At 38.7% G+C, this 15,876-nt stretch carries 18 protein-coding genes; 8 read left to right on the forward strand and 10 right to left on the reverse strand.

Annotation, left to right across the window (positions count from 1 at the left end):
- Positions 1 to 13: 13 nt before the first annotated feature.
- The 5 genes from ACTF6W_RS09650 to rpiB are packed head-to-tail and all read right to left on the reverse strand — an operon-like array spanning position 14 to position 3,945.
- Positions 14 to 610 carry a riboflavin synthase gene (locus ACTF6W_RS09650; protein ID WP_438994329.1) on the reverse strand — a complete coding sequence of 199 codons (597 nt, stop codon included), beginning with the start codon at positions 608 to 610 and terminating at the stop codon, positions 14 to 16.
- A gap of 7 nt (positions 611 to 617) precedes the next feature.
- Positions 618 to 1,736, reverse strand: coding sequence for a bifunctional diaminohydroxyphosphoribosylaminopyrimidine deaminase/5-amino-6-(5-phosphoribosylamino)uracil reductase RibD (gene ribD / locus ACTF6W_RS09655; protein ID WP_438994330.1), 1,119 nt, complete (start codon positions 1,734 to 1,736; stop codon positions 618 to 620).
- Positions 1,723 to 2,184 (reverse strand): transcriptional regulator NrdR, encoded by a 462-nt coding sequence (nrdR, locus tag ACTF6W_RS09660; protein WP_438994331.1) that lies wholly within the window; start codon positions 2,182 to 2,184, stop codon positions 1,723 to 1,725. The genes ribD and nrdR overlap by 14 nt, the downstream gene beginning before the upstream one ends.
- An 18-nt stretch (positions 2,185 to 2,202) precedes the next feature.
- Positions 2,203 to 3,480 carry a serine hydroxymethyltransferase gene (gene glyA / locus ACTF6W_RS09665; RefSeq protein ID WP_438994332.1) on the reverse strand — a complete coding sequence of 426 codons (1,278 nt, stop codon included), beginning with the start codon at positions 3,478 to 3,480 and terminating at the stop codon, positions 2,203 to 2,205.
- Positions 3,481 to 3,510: 30 nt separating this feature from the next.
- On the reverse strand, positions 3,511 to 3,945 hold the full coding sequence (gene rpiB, locus ACTF6W_RS09670) for a ribose 5-phosphate isomerase B (protein ID WP_438994333.1): 435 nt from the start codon (positions 3,943 to 3,945) through the stop codon (positions 3,511 to 3,513).
- A gap of 245 nt (positions 3,946 to 4,190) precedes the next feature.
- On the opposite strand from rpiB, the gene ACTF6W_RS09675 reads away from it, so the two are divergent.
- The 3 genes from ACTF6W_RS09675 (at position 4,191) to ACTF6W_RS09685 (ending at position 6,883) form a co-directional block, all read left to right on the forward strand.
- Entirely contained in the window at positions 4,191 to 5,654 is a 1,464-nt protein-coding gene (locus ACTF6W_RS09675; RefSeq protein ID WP_438994334.1) for a PQQ-dependent sugar dehydrogenase, read from the forward strand.
- Between the two features lie 14 nt (positions 5,655 to 5,668).
- Positions 5,669 to 5,872 (forward strand): hypothetical protein, encoded by a 204-nt coding sequence (locus tag ACTF6W_RS09680; RefSeq protein ID WP_438994335.1) that lies wholly within the window; start codon positions 5,669 to 5,671, stop codon positions 5,870 to 5,872.
- 81 nt (positions 5,873 to 5,953) lie between these two features.
- Positions 5,954 to 6,883, forward strand: coding sequence for an aminotransferase class V-fold PLP-dependent enzyme (locus ACTF6W_RS09685; RefSeq protein ID WP_438994346.1), 930 nt, complete (start codon positions 5,954 to 5,956; stop codon positions 6,881 to 6,883).
- Here the strand turns inward: ACTF6W_RS09685 and ACTF6W_RS09690 are convergent.
- A complete protein-coding gene (locus tag ACTF6W_RS09690) occupies positions 6,880 to 8,193 on the reverse strand; it encodes an APC family permease (RefSeq protein WP_438994336.1) in 1,314 nt (437 codons plus the stop codon). The genes ACTF6W_RS09685 and ACTF6W_RS09690 overlap by 4 nt on opposite strands.
- Positions 8,194 to 8,382: 189 nt before the next feature.
- On the opposite strand from ACTF6W_RS09690, the gene ACTF6W_RS09695 reads away from it, so the two are divergent.
- Both ACTF6W_RS09695 and ACTF6W_RS09700 read left to right on the forward strand, forming a co-directional pair.
- Positions 8,383 to 8,874: a hypothetical protein gene (locus tag ACTF6W_RS09695; RefSeq protein ID WP_438994337.1), complete on the forward strand. Its 492-nt coding sequence runs from the start codon at positions 8,383 to 8,385 to the stop codon at positions 8,872 to 8,874.
- Between the two features lie 21 nt (positions 8,875 to 8,895).
- Positions 8,896 to 9,819, forward strand: coding sequence for a serine hydrolase domain-containing protein (locus tag ACTF6W_RS09700; RefSeq protein WP_438994347.1), 924 nt, complete (start codon positions 8,896 to 8,898; stop codon positions 9,817 to 9,819).
- Between the two features lie 5 nt (positions 9,820 to 9,824).
- On the opposite strand, the gene ACTF6W_RS09705 is transcribed toward ACTF6W_RS09700, so the two are convergent.
- From ACTF6W_RS09705 to ACTF6W_RS09715, 3 genes are all read right to left on the reverse strand, one after another.
- Positions 9,825 to 10,010: a DUF6898 family protein gene (locus ACTF6W_RS09705; protein WP_438994338.1), complete on the reverse strand. Its 186-nt coding sequence runs from the start codon at positions 10,008 to 10,010 to the stop codon at positions 9,825 to 9,827.
- 22 nt (positions 10,011 to 10,032) lie between these two features.
- Positions 10,033 to 11,253, reverse strand: a complete 1,221-nt coding sequence (gene hemA / locus ACTF6W_RS09710; RefSeq protein ID WP_438994339.1) for a 5-aminolevulinate synthase — start codon at positions 11,251 to 11,253, stop codon at positions 10,033 to 10,035.
- 147 nt (positions 11,254 to 11,400) lie between these two features.
- The gene (locus ACTF6W_RS09715) at positions 11,401 to 11,916 is read right to left on the reverse strand and encodes a MarR family winged helix-turn-helix transcriptional regulator (protein WP_438994340.1); all 516 of its coding nucleotides are present in this window, start codon (positions 11,914 to 11,916) and stop codon (positions 11,401 to 11,403) included.
- A 137-nt stretch (positions 11,917 to 12,053) separates the two neighbouring features.
- On the opposite strand from ACTF6W_RS09715, the gene hemB reads away from it, so the two are divergent.
- Positions 12,054 to 13,046 (forward strand): porphobilinogen synthase, encoded by a 993-nt coding sequence (hemB, locus tag ACTF6W_RS09720; RefSeq protein ID WP_438994341.1) that lies wholly within the window; start codon positions 12,054 to 12,056, stop codon positions 13,044 to 13,046.
- A 62-nt stretch (positions 13,047 to 13,108) separates the two neighbouring features.
- On the opposite strand, the gene motA is transcribed toward hemB, so the two are convergent.
- On the reverse strand, positions 13,109 to 13,984 hold the full coding sequence (gene motA, locus ACTF6W_RS09725) for a flagellar motor stator protein MotA (protein ID WP_438994342.1): 876 nt from the start codon (positions 13,982 to 13,984) through the stop codon (positions 13,109 to 13,111).
- Between the two features lie 175 nt (positions 13,985 to 14,159).
- Between motA and ACTF6W_RS09730 the strand changes: the two genes are divergently transcribed.
- Together ACTF6W_RS09730 and ACTF6W_RS09735 are read left to right on the forward strand one after the other, a co-directional pair.
- Entirely contained in the window at positions 14,160 to 15,392 is a 1,233-nt protein-coding gene (locus tag ACTF6W_RS09730; protein WP_438994343.1) for a threonine ammonia-lyase, read from the forward strand.
- Positions 15,393 to 15,485: 93 nt separating this feature from the next.
- Positions 15,486 to 15,876: flagellar motor protein MotB (locus ACTF6W_RS09735; protein WP_438994344.1), on the forward strand; the 391-nt coding region annotated here is incomplete at its 3' end.

A 15,876-nucleotide genomic window follows, 5' to 3' on the forward strand; every position in this document is an offset into this window, starting at 1 on the left:
CTAATCAATTTCTTTAAACTTCACGCATTCTAGCGACATAACGTGCTAAAATATCAATCTCAATATTTATTTTGTCGCCAATGCTTGCAGCGCCAAATGTTGTTTTTTCTTGGGTATGCGGAATAATGTTAATTGAAAATTCTGTGTTTTCACTTTTATCTTCAACATTATTTACTGTTAATGACGCACCATTAATGGTCACTGATCCTTTTGAAGCAACATATGCTTTTAGCTTAGTTGGTAATGAAAATGTAAATTTTTTACTATCACCATCCGTCTCAATATTTAAAATTTGTCCAACGGTATCAACATGCCCAGTGACAATATGGCCGCCCAATTCTTCGCCAACTTTTAAGGCACGTTCAAGATTAATTTGACTTCCGGGCAACCAATCTCCGAGAGATGTACAGGATAATGTTTCAGCAGAAACATCAACACTAAAATAATCTGATCCTTTATCAACAACGGTTAAACAAACACCTGAACAGGCAATAGATGCACCAAAATCAATCGTCGAGGTATCATAAGATGTGCGAATAACAATTCGTGTATCACCCATTTGAGTAATTTCGCTCACTTCGCCAATATCAGTTATAATTCCTGTAAACATCTTTAACCTAATGTGTCGTTATATATTCTTGCCAGATATCTTCACCTACTTTGCCTTCATCATAAAGGTTTAGGTTTAGATAACGATTTAATTCAGTTATGGGAATATCGTATAATGCATTTACACCAGTTGCGCCAATAGATTCTGAAGATTTAAGCCATATTATGCGGTCAACTAATCCTGCTTTAATTAAAGAGGCATTTACCATTGCTCCGCCTTCACTTAAAACTCGTGTGATCCCTCGCCTCGCTAAAACTTCCATAATATGCGTTAACGATGTTTGACCTTCGTCATTTTCTTCAACTTTAATAACGGTGATACCTTTTGTCTCAAGTCTTAAAATCTTTTCTTTGTCTTGATTTAAAGTCATAACCCATGTTTCAATATCTTTAGCCGTTTCACAAATTTTACTATTTTCAAGTATTCTTAATTGGCTATCCAAAACAATCCTAATGGGCGACTGCGATGACAATCCGGGTATACGACAGTCTAACATTGGATCATCGATTAATACTGTATTTATCCCAACTAAAATCGCATCATGATTGGCGCGGTATAAATGCCCCCTTAATCGCGCTTCTGGGCCTGTGACCCAGGTTTGCTCACCTTCATTTTTAGCAATCTTACCGTCATTTGAAGATGCTATTTTCACTGTAATCAATGGTCTTTTATCGGTTACTTTTAGCAAAAACCCTTGATTGATTAAATCAGCTTCCTCTTTTAGCAAACCTTCTAATACCGCAATCCCTGAATTTTTAAGAATATCAACTCCTTTTCCACTCACCCTGGAATCAGGATCTCCTGTTGCGACAATAACTTTAGATACACCTGCACTTACCAAGGCTTCTGCGCAAGGTGGTGTATTGCCATGATGTGCGCATGGTTCGAGCGTAACATATACAGTTGCACCATTTACATTTTTTGCTTGCGAAAGAGCATTTATTTCACCATGTGGTCTGCCACCATCACTCGTACAGCCACGTCCAATGATATGATCATTTTTTACGATAACACATCCAACAGATGGGTTAGGTGATGTTTTACCAAGGCCACGCCTTGATAAATCTAATGCCATTTTCATATAGGCATGGTCAGCTTTAGAAAATTGAGAATTAGCTTTCGTCATGATCAGCTATCTCGCTGACGAAATCTTCGAAGTCACTTGCTTCTCGGAATTTTTTATATACGGATGCAAAACGAACATAGGCAACTTTATCTAGGTGTTCTAAACCTTCCATAATTAGTTTCCCTATTGTTTCAGAGGGAATTTCGCTTTCGCCCATACTTTCGAGTTGACGAACAATACCACTTACCATCCGTTCAACCTGATCTTCTTCAACAGGGCGTTTGCGAATTGCCATTTGAACGGATCGTTCAATCTTCTCTCTTTCAAATGGTACTTTTTTTCCAGACGTTTTTAACACGGTTAATTCGCGAAGCTGCACCCGTTCGAATGTCGTAAAACGCGCACCACAGCCGCCACAAGAACGACGGCGCCTAATAGCAGAATTATCCTCTGTAGGACGACTGTCCTTTACTTGAGTATCTTCATTTACACAAAATGGGCACCGCATATTCTTATCCTAACAAAATTAGTAAATTGGGAATTTATTACAAAGTGCGATCACTTTTTCACGCACACTTGCTTCCGCTGCACTATTATCTTCCGGATTTTTTTGAAGCCCGTCAAGGATTTCAAGAATAAAATCGCCAACCTGTTCAAATTCAGTAACCCCAAAACCACGTGTTGTTCCTGCTGGTGTTCCAACACGAATTCCAGATGTTACCATAGGTTTTTCAGGATCAAATGGCACACCGTTTTTGTTACAAGTAATGTTTGAGCGTCCAAGTGAATTATCAGCATCACGCCCCGTTAGTCCTTTAGGACGAAGATCAACTAGTACCACATGAGTATCAGTACCACCCGATACAATATCACAGCCCCCTTCTTTTAGCCTATTGGCTAGTGCACGGGCGTTTTCCTTAACGGACGCAGCATACTGTTTAAATTCAGGTTGTAGTGCCTCATCAAATGCGACGGCTTTTGCAGCAATAACATGCATTAATGGACCACCTTGAAGTCCTGGAAAAACAGCGCTGTTAAATTTCTTACCTAAATCAAGATCATTGGTCAAAATCATACCGCCACGTGGGCCACGCAATGTTTTATGCGTTGTTGTTGTCACAACATGAGCATGCTCAAGTGGGCTTGGATGCGCTCCTGCTGCAACAAGACCCGCAAAATGGGCCATATCCACTAGTAAATAAGCACCAACGCTATCGGCGATTTCACGCATCTTTTTAAAATCAATTTCACGTGGGTATGCTGATCCACCTGCGATAATCATTTTCGGTTGATGTTCTTTTGCAAGAGCTTCGATTTGATCAAAGTCCATTAAATGGTTATCACGACGAACGCCATATTGAATTGCATTAAACCATTTACCGCTTTGTGCTGGTGGCGCACCGTGTGTTAAATGTCCGCCTGCATCAAGTGACATACCAAGGATTGTATCACCTGGCTTCGTCAATGCCAACATAACAGCACCGTTAGCTTGTGCGCCAGAATGTGGTTGAACATTTGCAAATTCACAATTAAAGAGCTTCTTTGCGCGCTCAATAGCAAGGCTTTCAGCAATATCAACATATTCACAACCACCATAATAACGACGCCCGGGATATCCTTCAGCATATTTATTGGTCATAATGCTGCCTTGAGCTTCCATAACGGCACGGCTAACAATATTTTCAGACGCAATCAATTCAATGTGATGCTGTTGGCGCCCCATTTCAAGATCGATGCTTTCCAGTAATTCCGGATCACGTTCACTTAGTGAGGCATTAAAAAACGATTCCATATTCGATGACATATGCTTTAAACCTTTAAAATTAAATATATATTATGACATTTTATCAATACGTCGTTGATGGCGATCGCCCTCAAAATCCGTATCAAGAAATACTTTTAAACAATCTTGCGCAACCGCAATGCCAGTTGTACGCCCACCTAGTACGAGTACATTGGCATTATTATGTTCGCGGCATAGTCGTGCCGTTAAAGCATCATGAACCAGTGCAGCACGAACATGTAAATGTCGGTTCGCTGCAATACTGATACCGATCCCCGATCCACAGATCAAAACACCGCGTTTAGCAACACCTACTTTTAAAGCATCTGCTAATTTATCGGCATAATCTGGATAATCAACAGAGGAACTGTCATTGCATCCAAGATCGGCAACTTCATAGCCCATTTTTTCTAAATCAGATTTGAGAATTTCTTTAAAATCGAACCCGCCATGATCACAGGCAATAGCTATAACTTCGTTTGGCATTTTGCTCACTCACTCTTAATGAAAGCGTTCATGTTTAAGTTATTCGCTTCATAACATATGTGACTTTTTTATGAAACAGAAAAGGTAGTCGAAAACGGATTTCTTTTTAAGCTTTCCGTTGGCTGATAAACATTAATTTCAAATTTGCGAATTTGACCCCAAAAGTCAATTAAAGTAAGCTCATTTAATCATAAATCCTGTAAACGTGAATTTCGAAAATATCATTCTGAATTGAGGCAATGAAAATGACCAACCATAAGAAAAAAATAAATATTAAAATGCACTTTGAATATCACCATGTTTTTGCCACTTTGAAGTCGGCAATTTTGTTATTCTTAATGATGGTAGGGTCATTACACGCTCAAGTGACAAATAATCCATTTAAAGATCCTATTGAAACAGAAAAAGATGTTATCACAATTGGGTTTGAAGAATTCGCAATTCTTCCCGATCTAGAAGAAGAAGCCGCGCTCGCTATGGACCTGGAATTAGAGCCGGGTGGTAAGCGTTATTTTGTTAATGATCTTCATGGAATTTTATACACCGTTAGTCAAAATGGTAATGTAACTGAATATTTGAATTTAAGTGATAATAAATGGAATGTTGATCTTAGATGGACCGTTCTTGAGAGAGGCTTCACTGGTCTTGCTCTTCATCCAGATTTTAACAATGCAGGTTCGGACGGTTACGGGCGCTTTTATACGTTACTTGATAGTTCAAACACAGGACCAAATCCCGATTTTACACCAGAAGGCGGCAATGACGCACATGACACACTACTACTTGAATGGAAAGCAAATGATGCCAGCGCTTCGCAATATGATGGCGGTTCACCACGTGAACTAATTCGAATGGAACAGCCCTTTGGCAATCATAATGGTGGACAAATTGCATTTAATCCCCTTGCTGAAGCGGGCTCTGCTGAATTTGGAACGCTATATATTAGTATTGGTGATGGAGGTAGCGGCGGAGATCCGATGAATATGTCGCAGAACTTAACGTCACTTTTTGGAAAAATTCTGCGCATTAATCCACTTGGTTCAAATAGCAACAATGGCCAATATGGTATCCCAGAAGATAATCCGTTCGTTTTGGCAAATGATGGGACCATCCTTCCAGAAATATATGTATATGGGACCCGCTCACCAAATCGTATCGCATGGGATACAAATAATGGCCAAATGTATGTAGCCGATATTGGACAAAATATTGTTGAAGAAGTCAGCCCAGTAAGAGCGGGCGCAAACTTAGGATGGAAAGAATGGGAAGGAAGTTTCCGTTATGTAAGCAGAAGTGGGGTTAATGTAAGCGATCCGCGAAATGATGAAAATATGATATTCCCGATAATTGAATATGATCAGAAAGATGCTCTTTTTCAGTCTTCTGTCGCGTCTAGTGGACTTGCTGTATACCGTGACACCGATATCCCGCAGCTTAAAAATTTAATTGTTTTTGCTGAGCTCGCTAGTGGTGAGTTATTTTATGTTTCCGCCGATCAAGTACCAGAAGGTGGACAAGATGCCATTCGCCGCATTTTATTAAAGGATAATGGCGCAAACAAAACTGCACTGGACATTATTCAAGCAAAAAATGAAAGTCAGGGTAAAGATCCAGCTTACCGCGCAGATGTAAGGCTTGCACATACTAAGGATGGTAAATTATTTATGCTAAATAAACGCGATGGCGTCATTCGACTTTTAACAGAATAATTGAGGGACAATAAATGACATTATCTAGACGCAAAGTTTTAAAATCGGCGCGTACAATATCCTTGGCAGGTGCAGCTTATCCTTTAATGAATAACTTTGCGTTTGCTGCCCCATCACTCCCTGATAAGTCATCCTTTGGTAAAATGGATACTATTTATCTGAATAGTGCTTCGCAGCATCCTATCAGTTTAGCTTCATCAAGATCAGCCGAACTCTAACTTTCAAAAAGACGGCTTGATCCAAGTGCTCCTGGTGGACGACACGATAGCAGCGAACCGCTTATCAATTTTGCAAAAATAATCAATGCTGATGTCAGTGAAGTTGCCTATGTCGAAAACACCACTTCGGCTGAGCAGATGATTGTCCGTGGACTAGGATTGCCTAGTTCAGGAGTACATATTATCACTGATGATTTTCATTTCCCAGGATCGGAAGCCCTTTATAAAGGGTTAGAGCGAAGAGGTGTAAGTATTACGCGAATTAAGCCTCGCGACGGTAAAATTATTCCCGAGGACATTAAAAAAGCGATGCGCCCAGATACTAAATTGATTGCTATTTCCCTGGTATCTATGTTGAGCGGTTTTGAACATGATATCAAAGCCGTATGTGATATAGCGCATGAGCATGGAGCGCTCGTATATGCTGATATAATTCAAGCCGCAGGCTCATTACCGATTGACGTAAAGAAAAGTGGTCTCGATTTTGCGGCATGTTCAACATACAAATGGCTAATGGGTGATTTTGGTATAGGGTTTGTTTACACCAGTAAAAATGCACAATCTATACTTAAAAGACCCGGGTATGGTAGCATGGGTTTCTCAGGTGCCGGCGAAACCAATGAACAAAATGATGATGGTTTTCCAAAAAACGCAGCCGGCCTATTTACTCTTGGTACACGTTCATATAGTGGAATTTCTATATTAAAGGAATCACTGCCTTATATCCTTGATATTGGCGTTGGTAATATTCATGCTCATTCTAGAATAATGACAGATATGCTAAAAGAAGAACTACCGAAAATCGGATATAAACTAAGAACACCATTAGACAGCAATGGTCCACTGGTTGTCGCCTGGAAAGATAATGCAAGAGAAACGCTTACACCTGCACTGAATTCTGAAAATATTCAAATTTCAACTTATTCAGATCGCATTCGGATTTCACCATCAGTATTTAATGACACGAATGATATAGAAAAATTATTGACGGTCTTAAAAAAAGCGGCCTAATTCTTTTGGCATGCTTTTACTTTTGGGGCGCGGTAGTAAATATAACCTAATATTACTGCTGCATAACCAATTAATAATGACCAACCCAAATCACCAATAAAATCCCAGGATGAATAAATACCATACCCATAAATCACAACGGCAATGATCGGGAATAATTTCGTCGCCCATACGGGAAGCCTAAATGGGGCATTTTTATAGGCTTCTGGATTGCGATTGCTTAAATTATAAAGTGCCACCACAGGAAACAGTCCAAATATTGCCCCCACCGCATTACCAAGAATTGAAACATATTCGAGGCTCAACCCAGTTAAAATTGGCGTAATGCCAACGACAAAAAATAAAGTTAGATATATGTATGGAGTTCCATATTTATTTTTAATAGCAAGACTGCTAGGAAGCCAACCATCTTCGGTTGCCATATAAAGTCCGCGTGTACACCATGCAAATATGGCATTAAGTGACGTGACCAATGAAATCATTACACCACCTCCAATAAAGGCTACATAAACAGCTGGTGAAAACACTACCTTAGCCGTTGCACCTAAATTTGCGCCTTGTATTTCTTCAAGTGGTAAAACACCCGATGCCACAATTGCCAGACCGATATAAAGAATAATCACAACAAGCAATGAAATTCCCATAACAAGTGGAATTAATTTTCCTGGGTTTTCCATTTCACCACCGAATTCAGACACAAATTCAGAACCAATTAAACTTAAACGCAGCAAGAATGCCGCTGCAAAGAAACCACCAAATCCATTTGGCATAATTTGTTTAGGATCCGTATATGGCGCGTAATCATCGATATGGCCAAAGCCCGAAATGATATAAATTATTAATGAGATCACAAGAACAAGAACCATAATGCTTTGAAAGCGCGCTGCTGTTTTTATTCCCATTAGATTAGCTAAATAACAAAGCACCATTATAGCTGCAGCAACAAGCGTAAGATTAATATCTGGAAAAAGTTCAGCAGCATATTCCGAAAAACCTATCGCGAAACTTGCTAGAATCACCTGCCCTGCAATTAATAAAGATAAATAGAAAAAGGATGTTCTTGGCCCAAGAAGGTCACGTACATATGTATAATTACCACCCGTGTTTGGTATGGCAGACCCAAGTGCCGCAATTGAAATGGTTGGAATTGCAACAATCAGTAAAGCAAGCACAAACGCCCACGGTGCGCCGTAGCCTGTCATTCCAATACTAATTCCAGTAAGAATAACAACACCAGTACCAATGATTTGACCGAGTGAAATTCCCATCAAATCCCAAAACCCAAGTAATTTTTTTGACCCCTCATTCATGTACACTCTCCCTTTTCTAAATAGTCTAGCGGAAAAACAATTTATGTATAATTCTTTTATTTTTTGATCACATTTTTAATTGCGCACCATATCTCATTAATAGGTTACTTCATCGCAAACAGTTTTCTATAAACAGTGAACTAGGCTTAATTAGAATTTATAATAAATATGATGATATTGGGCCTTAGTATGAAACTTATTTTTAGCAATGTTATAGTTTTTTTATGTTCAATTGCATATGGATATGCACAATCTGAAGTAAAGATATCGAGATCAACACTCAGTATTCCTTCAAGTACTTATGATATAAAAATAAAAATTGACGAAATGCAAAGAGATTGGCGAATTTCACCAAATGTTTCGCCCGACACTTTAATGGTTGAATGCAAAAATGACCAATTTACAAATGTCGTATTCATAACAGATAAGAAAAAACAGTTATTTCAGGTATCCGGCCAAGATTTAATTCAGTTTAACATCTTAATGGATGACGGCTTATCTGCGCTAACCGCTATAAAATGTATAAAACCCAGAACTCGTTATAAAGGTGATTATTCGCCAGAACGTCAAAATGCGGGTAATTATCAAAAAGACTTAGTTCCTTTGTTAGATACATATTTCAGCGATGATCGAGCTGGTGCTTCACTAACTATATGGAAAAAAGGTCAATTAAATTTTTAATATTCAAAGGGTTTAGCCAACATTGAAGCGAGTGTTGTGAGGAATTTTCAACAGCTTTTTGATATTGCCTCAATCAGTAAAGAATTCACAGCTATGTCTATACTTCAACTGGTAGAGGCTGGTAAAATTAAATTAGAAGACACGCTTGAAATTTATATTAAAGGCTTACCAAATGGTAAGAACATTACAATTCATCATTTATTGACCCATACACATGGGCTTCCAGATGTTATGCAATCAGAAGAATTTGATGGCATATCTCCCCAAAATAAAGAAAAGACATTAAATTGGTTGCGAAATATGAAATCTCAATTCGAACCAGGTGAAAAATATGAATATGGTAATACCGCCTATTTCGTATTATCAGTAATAGTAGAGCGCGTTAGTGAGCAAAACTTAAAAAGCTATATTCGAAATAATTTATTTATGCCCGCAAAAATGAAAGATAGCCATTTTCTAACCGATAGTAATATTAATGTAGAACGCGTTACAGGTTACAATGAAAATAATGATATTTCTACAATAAGAAAATTTGATTTTCATGATTCACAGGCTTCTGGTACTGGTGATATTGTAAGTACTGCAAATGATCTCATCAAATGGCATCGCGCACTTTCAAACGGTACCATTTTATCAAAAAAAATGTTTGAAATGGCATTAGCCCCTAAATATTTAAATGACGGCACTAAAATTGATAGGGGTTACGGTTTCGCACATGGAATTTTTCAAAACCAAAATGCAATTCATAACACGGGGGATTTATATACGCATACGCGCTATTTTTATATTCCTGATCAAGATTTATCTATCGTTCTCAATATGAATGGAAGTATCGAAAATGATGGCGGTTTAGCAAGTATCGTATTTATGCAAATCATTGGTAAAGTTTTAAATCAACAGACATTGCAAATGTTTGATGAGGTAGTAGATTTAAATAAATTGTGAAATAATCAGCTTTGTTCTTTATTAATCACATACTGCATTTTACGAACAGCAGCGTTGCTGAGCTGTGATCTTGGGGCATTTGCGGGACCAATCGTTGAAACTTCGCGTCCCGTACGCGGGTCAATACATGTCACTTTGACAGAGTTACCCATGGCAATGAATTCAATGATAAAACCGTTATCTTTATTCATTACCTTTCCTATTTAAATTGAATTAAGCCGCACTTGAATATTTATGGATATCCAATTTTTGCCAAACTTCTTGTAATGAATTCACAAGATGCTCCATCATTTCATCGTCATGAAGTGGGTTTGGCGCAAACCGCAGACGCTCCGTACCACGAGGAACCGTAGGATAATTAATGGGTTGTACGTAAATACCGTATTCTTCAAGAAGCATATCAGATGCTTGCTTACAAATTACGGGATCACCAACCAAAAGCGGCACAATATGACTTAAAGACGGCATAACCGGTAATTTTTTATCCCGCATCATATGCTTTAATGTTGCCGCGCGTTCCTGATGACGGTCACGCTCCACTTGGGAATTTTTAAGATGGCGAACACTGGCTAATGCACCAGCCGTAATTGCTGGTGATAAAGAGGTCGTGAAAATAAAGCCTGGGGCGAAACTTCTCACACTGTCGACGATATCTTTGCTTGCGGTAATATAACCGCCCATCATACCATATGCCTTACCAAGCGTACCCTCGATGACATCAATACGGTCCATAAGGCCACGTTCTTCTGCGACACCGCCACCGTGTGGCCCATACATACCAACTGCATGTACTTCATCCATATATGTCATGCAGTTATATTTATCTGCTAGATCACAGAATTTTTTAATAGGTGCAAAATCTCCGTCCATTGAATAAACAGATTCGAAAAGTATTATTTTAGCTGCCTTCGGATCATCGGCCCTAAGTAATTCTTCTAAATGCTTCGCATCATTATGCATGAAAATTCTTTTTTCACATTTACCGTTTAATACACCGTTGATCATTGACGAATGATTTAATTCATCTGAATAAATAATGCAGTTAGGTAACATTTTTGCAATTGTAGAAATGGATGTTTCATTTGAAATATAGCCTGAAGTAAAAAGAAGCGCGGCTTCCTTTTTGTGAAGGCTGGCTAACTCTTCTTCAAGCATGACATGATAATGATGAGTACCGCTGATATTTCTTGTGCCGCCTGAGCCTGCACCAACTTTATCAATTGCATCTTTCATAGCTGCAATTACGTCAGGATGTTGGCCCATTCCTAAATAGTCATTACTACACCAGACAACAATATCTTTTTCACCATTTTCAGAATGCCATGTCGCGCTAGGGAATTCACCCTTCTTACGCTCAATGTCCATAAAAACACGATAACGTCCCTCATCTTTGATGGCCGTTATAGCATCCGAAAAAATACGGTCATAATCCATTACAAAATTCCACACGATTCAATTTGCCATTGTCCTACCTTAAATTAACGAACAAAGGAAGCGAATTCTGCTTTATCAGAAAGGTTTTGACTCTATATTATTTGAAAAGTGATCACAAAAGAAAAAATTTAATGTGTGAAATATTTCTTATTCTGCAAACCGGAGCATATCTGTCCAAAAACTTTCAAGTGAACGTAGACGATCACGAAGTTCATTAACCCCCTGATCTGTGAATAGTTTCTGATCTTTAACCATATCTAAGTTTTCGTCGAATAGTTCGCCAACAAGGTTACAAACAGATTTTCCACTATCACTTAGCCAGATTCGCAGTGCACGTCGATCATGCTCCGAACGCTCTTGTCGAATGTATCCGGCTTCTACTAGCTTCTTGAGATTATAAGAAACGTTTGAACCTAGATAATAACCTCTATTTCTAAGGTCACCGGCTGTTATTTCATGATCCCCGATATTATAAAGCAACAAAGCCTGCACAGAATTAATATCACTTAAGCCTTTAGAATCAAGACGATGCTTAACGATATCCAACATTCTTCTGTGAAGTTTTTCAATTAATCGAAGACATTCAAGAAAGTTATGGCGTGTTCTTGATTCTTGTGTTTCATGGCCGCCAATTAAATTACTGCTATGATGTGTTAATGACATTCTTGCATTCCTGTCTATAAAAATATTTTGCTTTATTATGCTAGGTTATATAACAACATACCTAACAAGCTGTTAAAAATTTGTTTACAATCGATTAAATTGAATAAAAAAACTGAAAAAAGTTTCAGGAGCTTATCATGATCGCAGGATCTTACCCCAATAGCCGTCCTAGACGCCTAAGACAAAACGAGTGGACTAGGGACATGGTCCGCGAAAACTCTTTGACCGTTAAGGATCTTATTTGGCCACTATTTGTACAAGAAGGAAATAATGCATCGGTTGATATACCTTCAATGCCAAATGTAAAGCGATGGACAATAGATCTTATTGTGGAACAAGCCGCAAAGGCATATGAACTCGGTATTCCGGCAATTGCAATTTTTCCACAAACACCAGCTGAACTAAAATCCGATGAAGGATATGAAGGTGTTAATCCAGAAAATTTAATTTGCAGGACTGTGCGCGCTATAAAGTCGCAAGTTCCTGAAATTGGTGTCATTTGCGATGTTGCACTTGATCCATATACAAATCATGGACAAGATGGATTAATTAAAGACGGTTATGTAGATAATGATTTAACGTTAGAAGCCCTGGTTAATCAAGCGCATGTACAGGTTAGTGCAGGATGCGACATACTTGCACCTTCTGATATGATGGATGGTCGTGTGGCGGCTATTCGTGAAATGCTTGAAGAAAAAGGCATGCCTAATATTCACATTATGTCTTATGCCGCTAAATATGCATCTGCATTTTTCGGACCTTTTCGTGATGCTGTCGGTTCATCTAATAGTTTAAAAGGCGGAAAAGAAACCTATCAAATGGATCCGGCTAATACAGATGAAGCCATGCGTGAAGTTATTATGGATATTGATGAGGGTGCGGATAGCATTATCGTCAAGCCTGGAATGCCTTACCTTGATATTATTGAACGAGTAACCAAAGAATTAAATTTCCCAACTTTTGCATATCAAGTAAGTGGCGAATATTCTATGATTCAAGCTGCGGCTGCAAATGGTTGGCTTGATCTTGAAAAAAGCATGATGGAGAGCCTAATGGCATTTAAAAGAGCTGGCGCATCCGGTATTTGGACATATTTTGCACCTGAAGTCGCAAAAAAACTAAATGGATAAAAAAATGCCCGTCCTAAGGACGGGCAAAATGCAGTTTTACTCATACTTATTACTCAAAAAAATTACGCGAATACATCGTTGGGTATCTCTTGCAGAACCTCATCTAATTCATAAAACGTTGGTTGGAAGTCATGTGGCACAGCTTTTCTTGCTATTTCAGAAGCGATTTGCGGTGCACTACCATGTAAATGGGCGATTATAAAATCTTTCATTACCCCATAAATATGACCTTCTTCATCAACTATTTGCTGTAATCGTCCTGCAATAGGCGCAGCAACGGTGTATGAAATCAAAATACCTAAGAAAGTTCCAACCAGTGCACCCGCGATCAAAGCGCCAAGGATTTCAACAGGCTGATCGATTGATGACATAGTATTAATAACGCCGAGCAGCGCAGCAACAATTCCAAGTGCCGGGAAAGCATCTCCGACGACAGAAAGCGCATGTGCGCCTTCACTTTCTTCATGGTGATGTTTTTCTAAATCTTTTAGCATAACATCTTCCATTTGGTGAGGGTCATCAAAGTTCATAGTGGTCATACGGAAATAGTCACATATAAAGTCAGTAATATGATGATCATCTTTAACTCTTCCTACATGATTAAAAATTTTACTCTCATGAGGGTTCTCAATATGTGCTTCAAGGGCAATTACACCTTTTGTTTTTATTAACTTAGAGATCATAAATAAAAGACAAAGGACATCTTTATAATCATCTTTCTTCCAAGCAGGCCCCTTAACAACTTTCCCAAGCCCAGAACCAGCTTTTTTCATTATTGCGCCACCATTACCCGTAATAAATGAGCCAATAGCAGCACCACCAATCACCATCGCTTCGGTTGGCAAGGCACCAATAATAACCCCCATATTTCCACCGTGGCTGATAAATCCGCCAAAAACCATTCCCATGGTTACGACAATTCCAAGTATAACTAGCATGTATCTAGACCCTTATATCTTTTAAATTAACCATACTTATAGTTAAATTTTCTTAAGCAAGTTTTAATGCGGAGAAAAAAATAAAATTTTATCTATAAATATTTTTTGGACTTTTAGGGCACAACCCAATATATGAAGCATTTATTTTAGCAAAAATCATAGCGGCAGACCGATTATGAACGATCAAATAAACCAATTATCCGTCGAAGACATTAAAAGTGCATTAGATGCATTTGGTGGCTCAATTAAACATACACCAACGACATATGCCATTACGCTCTCTAAAATTACGGGCGCAGAAATATATATAAAGAATGAAAATGCGCAGTTCACCTCTTCCTTTAAAGAAAGAGGAGCACTTAATAAACTTATGAACCTTACAGATGAGCAGAAAAAACGCGGCGTCATCGCAGCGAGCGCAGGCAATCATGCACAAGGAGTGGCTTTTCATGGTAGTCGTTTGGGTATCCCCACAACTATTGCCATGCCGTTAGGCACACCATTTGTAAAAGTCAGTAACACAGAAGAATTAGGTGCAAAAGTTGTGCAAGTCGGTGAACGCTTTGATGAAACGGCCGAAGAAGCAATGAAAATGGCTGAAGAACAAAATCTAACAGTCGTTCATCCTTTTGATGATTATCATGTAATGGCTGGACAGGGTACAATTGGCCTAGAATTATTAGAAGATGTATCAGACGTTGATGTTGTTTTAGTGCCTGTTGGTGGTGGCGGACTTATTGCAGGGATAGCAACGGCAATTAAATCCATTAATTCCAAAATTAAAGTCATAGGTGTACAGTCTGAGAGGTTCCCTTCTCTATACCGCGCTATGAATGATGAAGAATATGTTCCACAAGGTTCAACTTTGGCAGAAGGTATTGCCGTAAAGAACATTGGAGAAAAGACCCTCGAGGTCTGCAAAAAATATGTAGACGATGTTTTACTCGTAAGTGAAGAGGAAATTGAAAAAGCACTCGGATTGCTGTTAACGATCGAAAAAACAGTTTGTGAAGGTGCCGGAGCATGTCCACTGGCCGCCGTCATACGTTATCCAGAAGTTTTCAAAGGTAAAAAAGTGGCTCTTATCGTCAGCGGCGGTAATATCGATACTCGTCTACTCGCTTCGATATTAATGAGAAGTTTGGTGAGGGACGGTAGAATAACCAGATTAAAAATTGAACTTCCTGATATCCCAGGCGCGCTTTCGATTATATCATCTATTATCGGTAATAAAGGTGGAAATATTATTGATGTGTCACATCACCGCCTATTTACAGAATTACCTGCCAAGGAAACATATTCTAATATCACTTTGGAAACTCGCGATTCGCAACATTTCGAAGATATACTTGAAGAATTACGCTCTGAAGGCTTTGTTGTGACCGTAAATCCTAATATTGATATGTAAAATTAATAAATTTATGCTTTGATAATAATTAATTAACCATCAGACGTCATTATAGCCAATTATAAATAATATTATTAATTTTATAGGCTTTAAATGTCTGAAGAAAATCTACAACGCCCGATAATTATTAAGCGAATTAAAAAAGTTTCCGGTGGCGGCCATGGCGGCGCTTGGAAAGTGGCTTATGCTGATTTTGTGACGGCGATGATGGCCTTCTTTCTTCTAATATGGTTAATTAACTCCACCTCTAAAGAACAAAAAGAAGGGTTATCAGATTATTTTACGCCAACAGTTGCCAGTACAAATTCAACATCCGGTGCGGGCGACATTCTAGAAGGTATGTCTATCAATACGGATGGAACTTCAGCAAGTGCCGTGACCGCAGCTATTCCTAATAATGTGGTTGTCAAAGAGGAGGAAGTAGAAGTAACACCTGAAGATTCATTCGAAACAGCACTAGCCAATCGAGACCAAAAAGCATTTG

The organism is Pseudemcibacter sp. (assembly GCF_965661635.1).
Classification (GTDB): domain Bacteria; phylum Pseudomonadota; class Alphaproteobacteria; order Sphingomonadales; family Emcibacteraceae; genus Pseudemcibacter.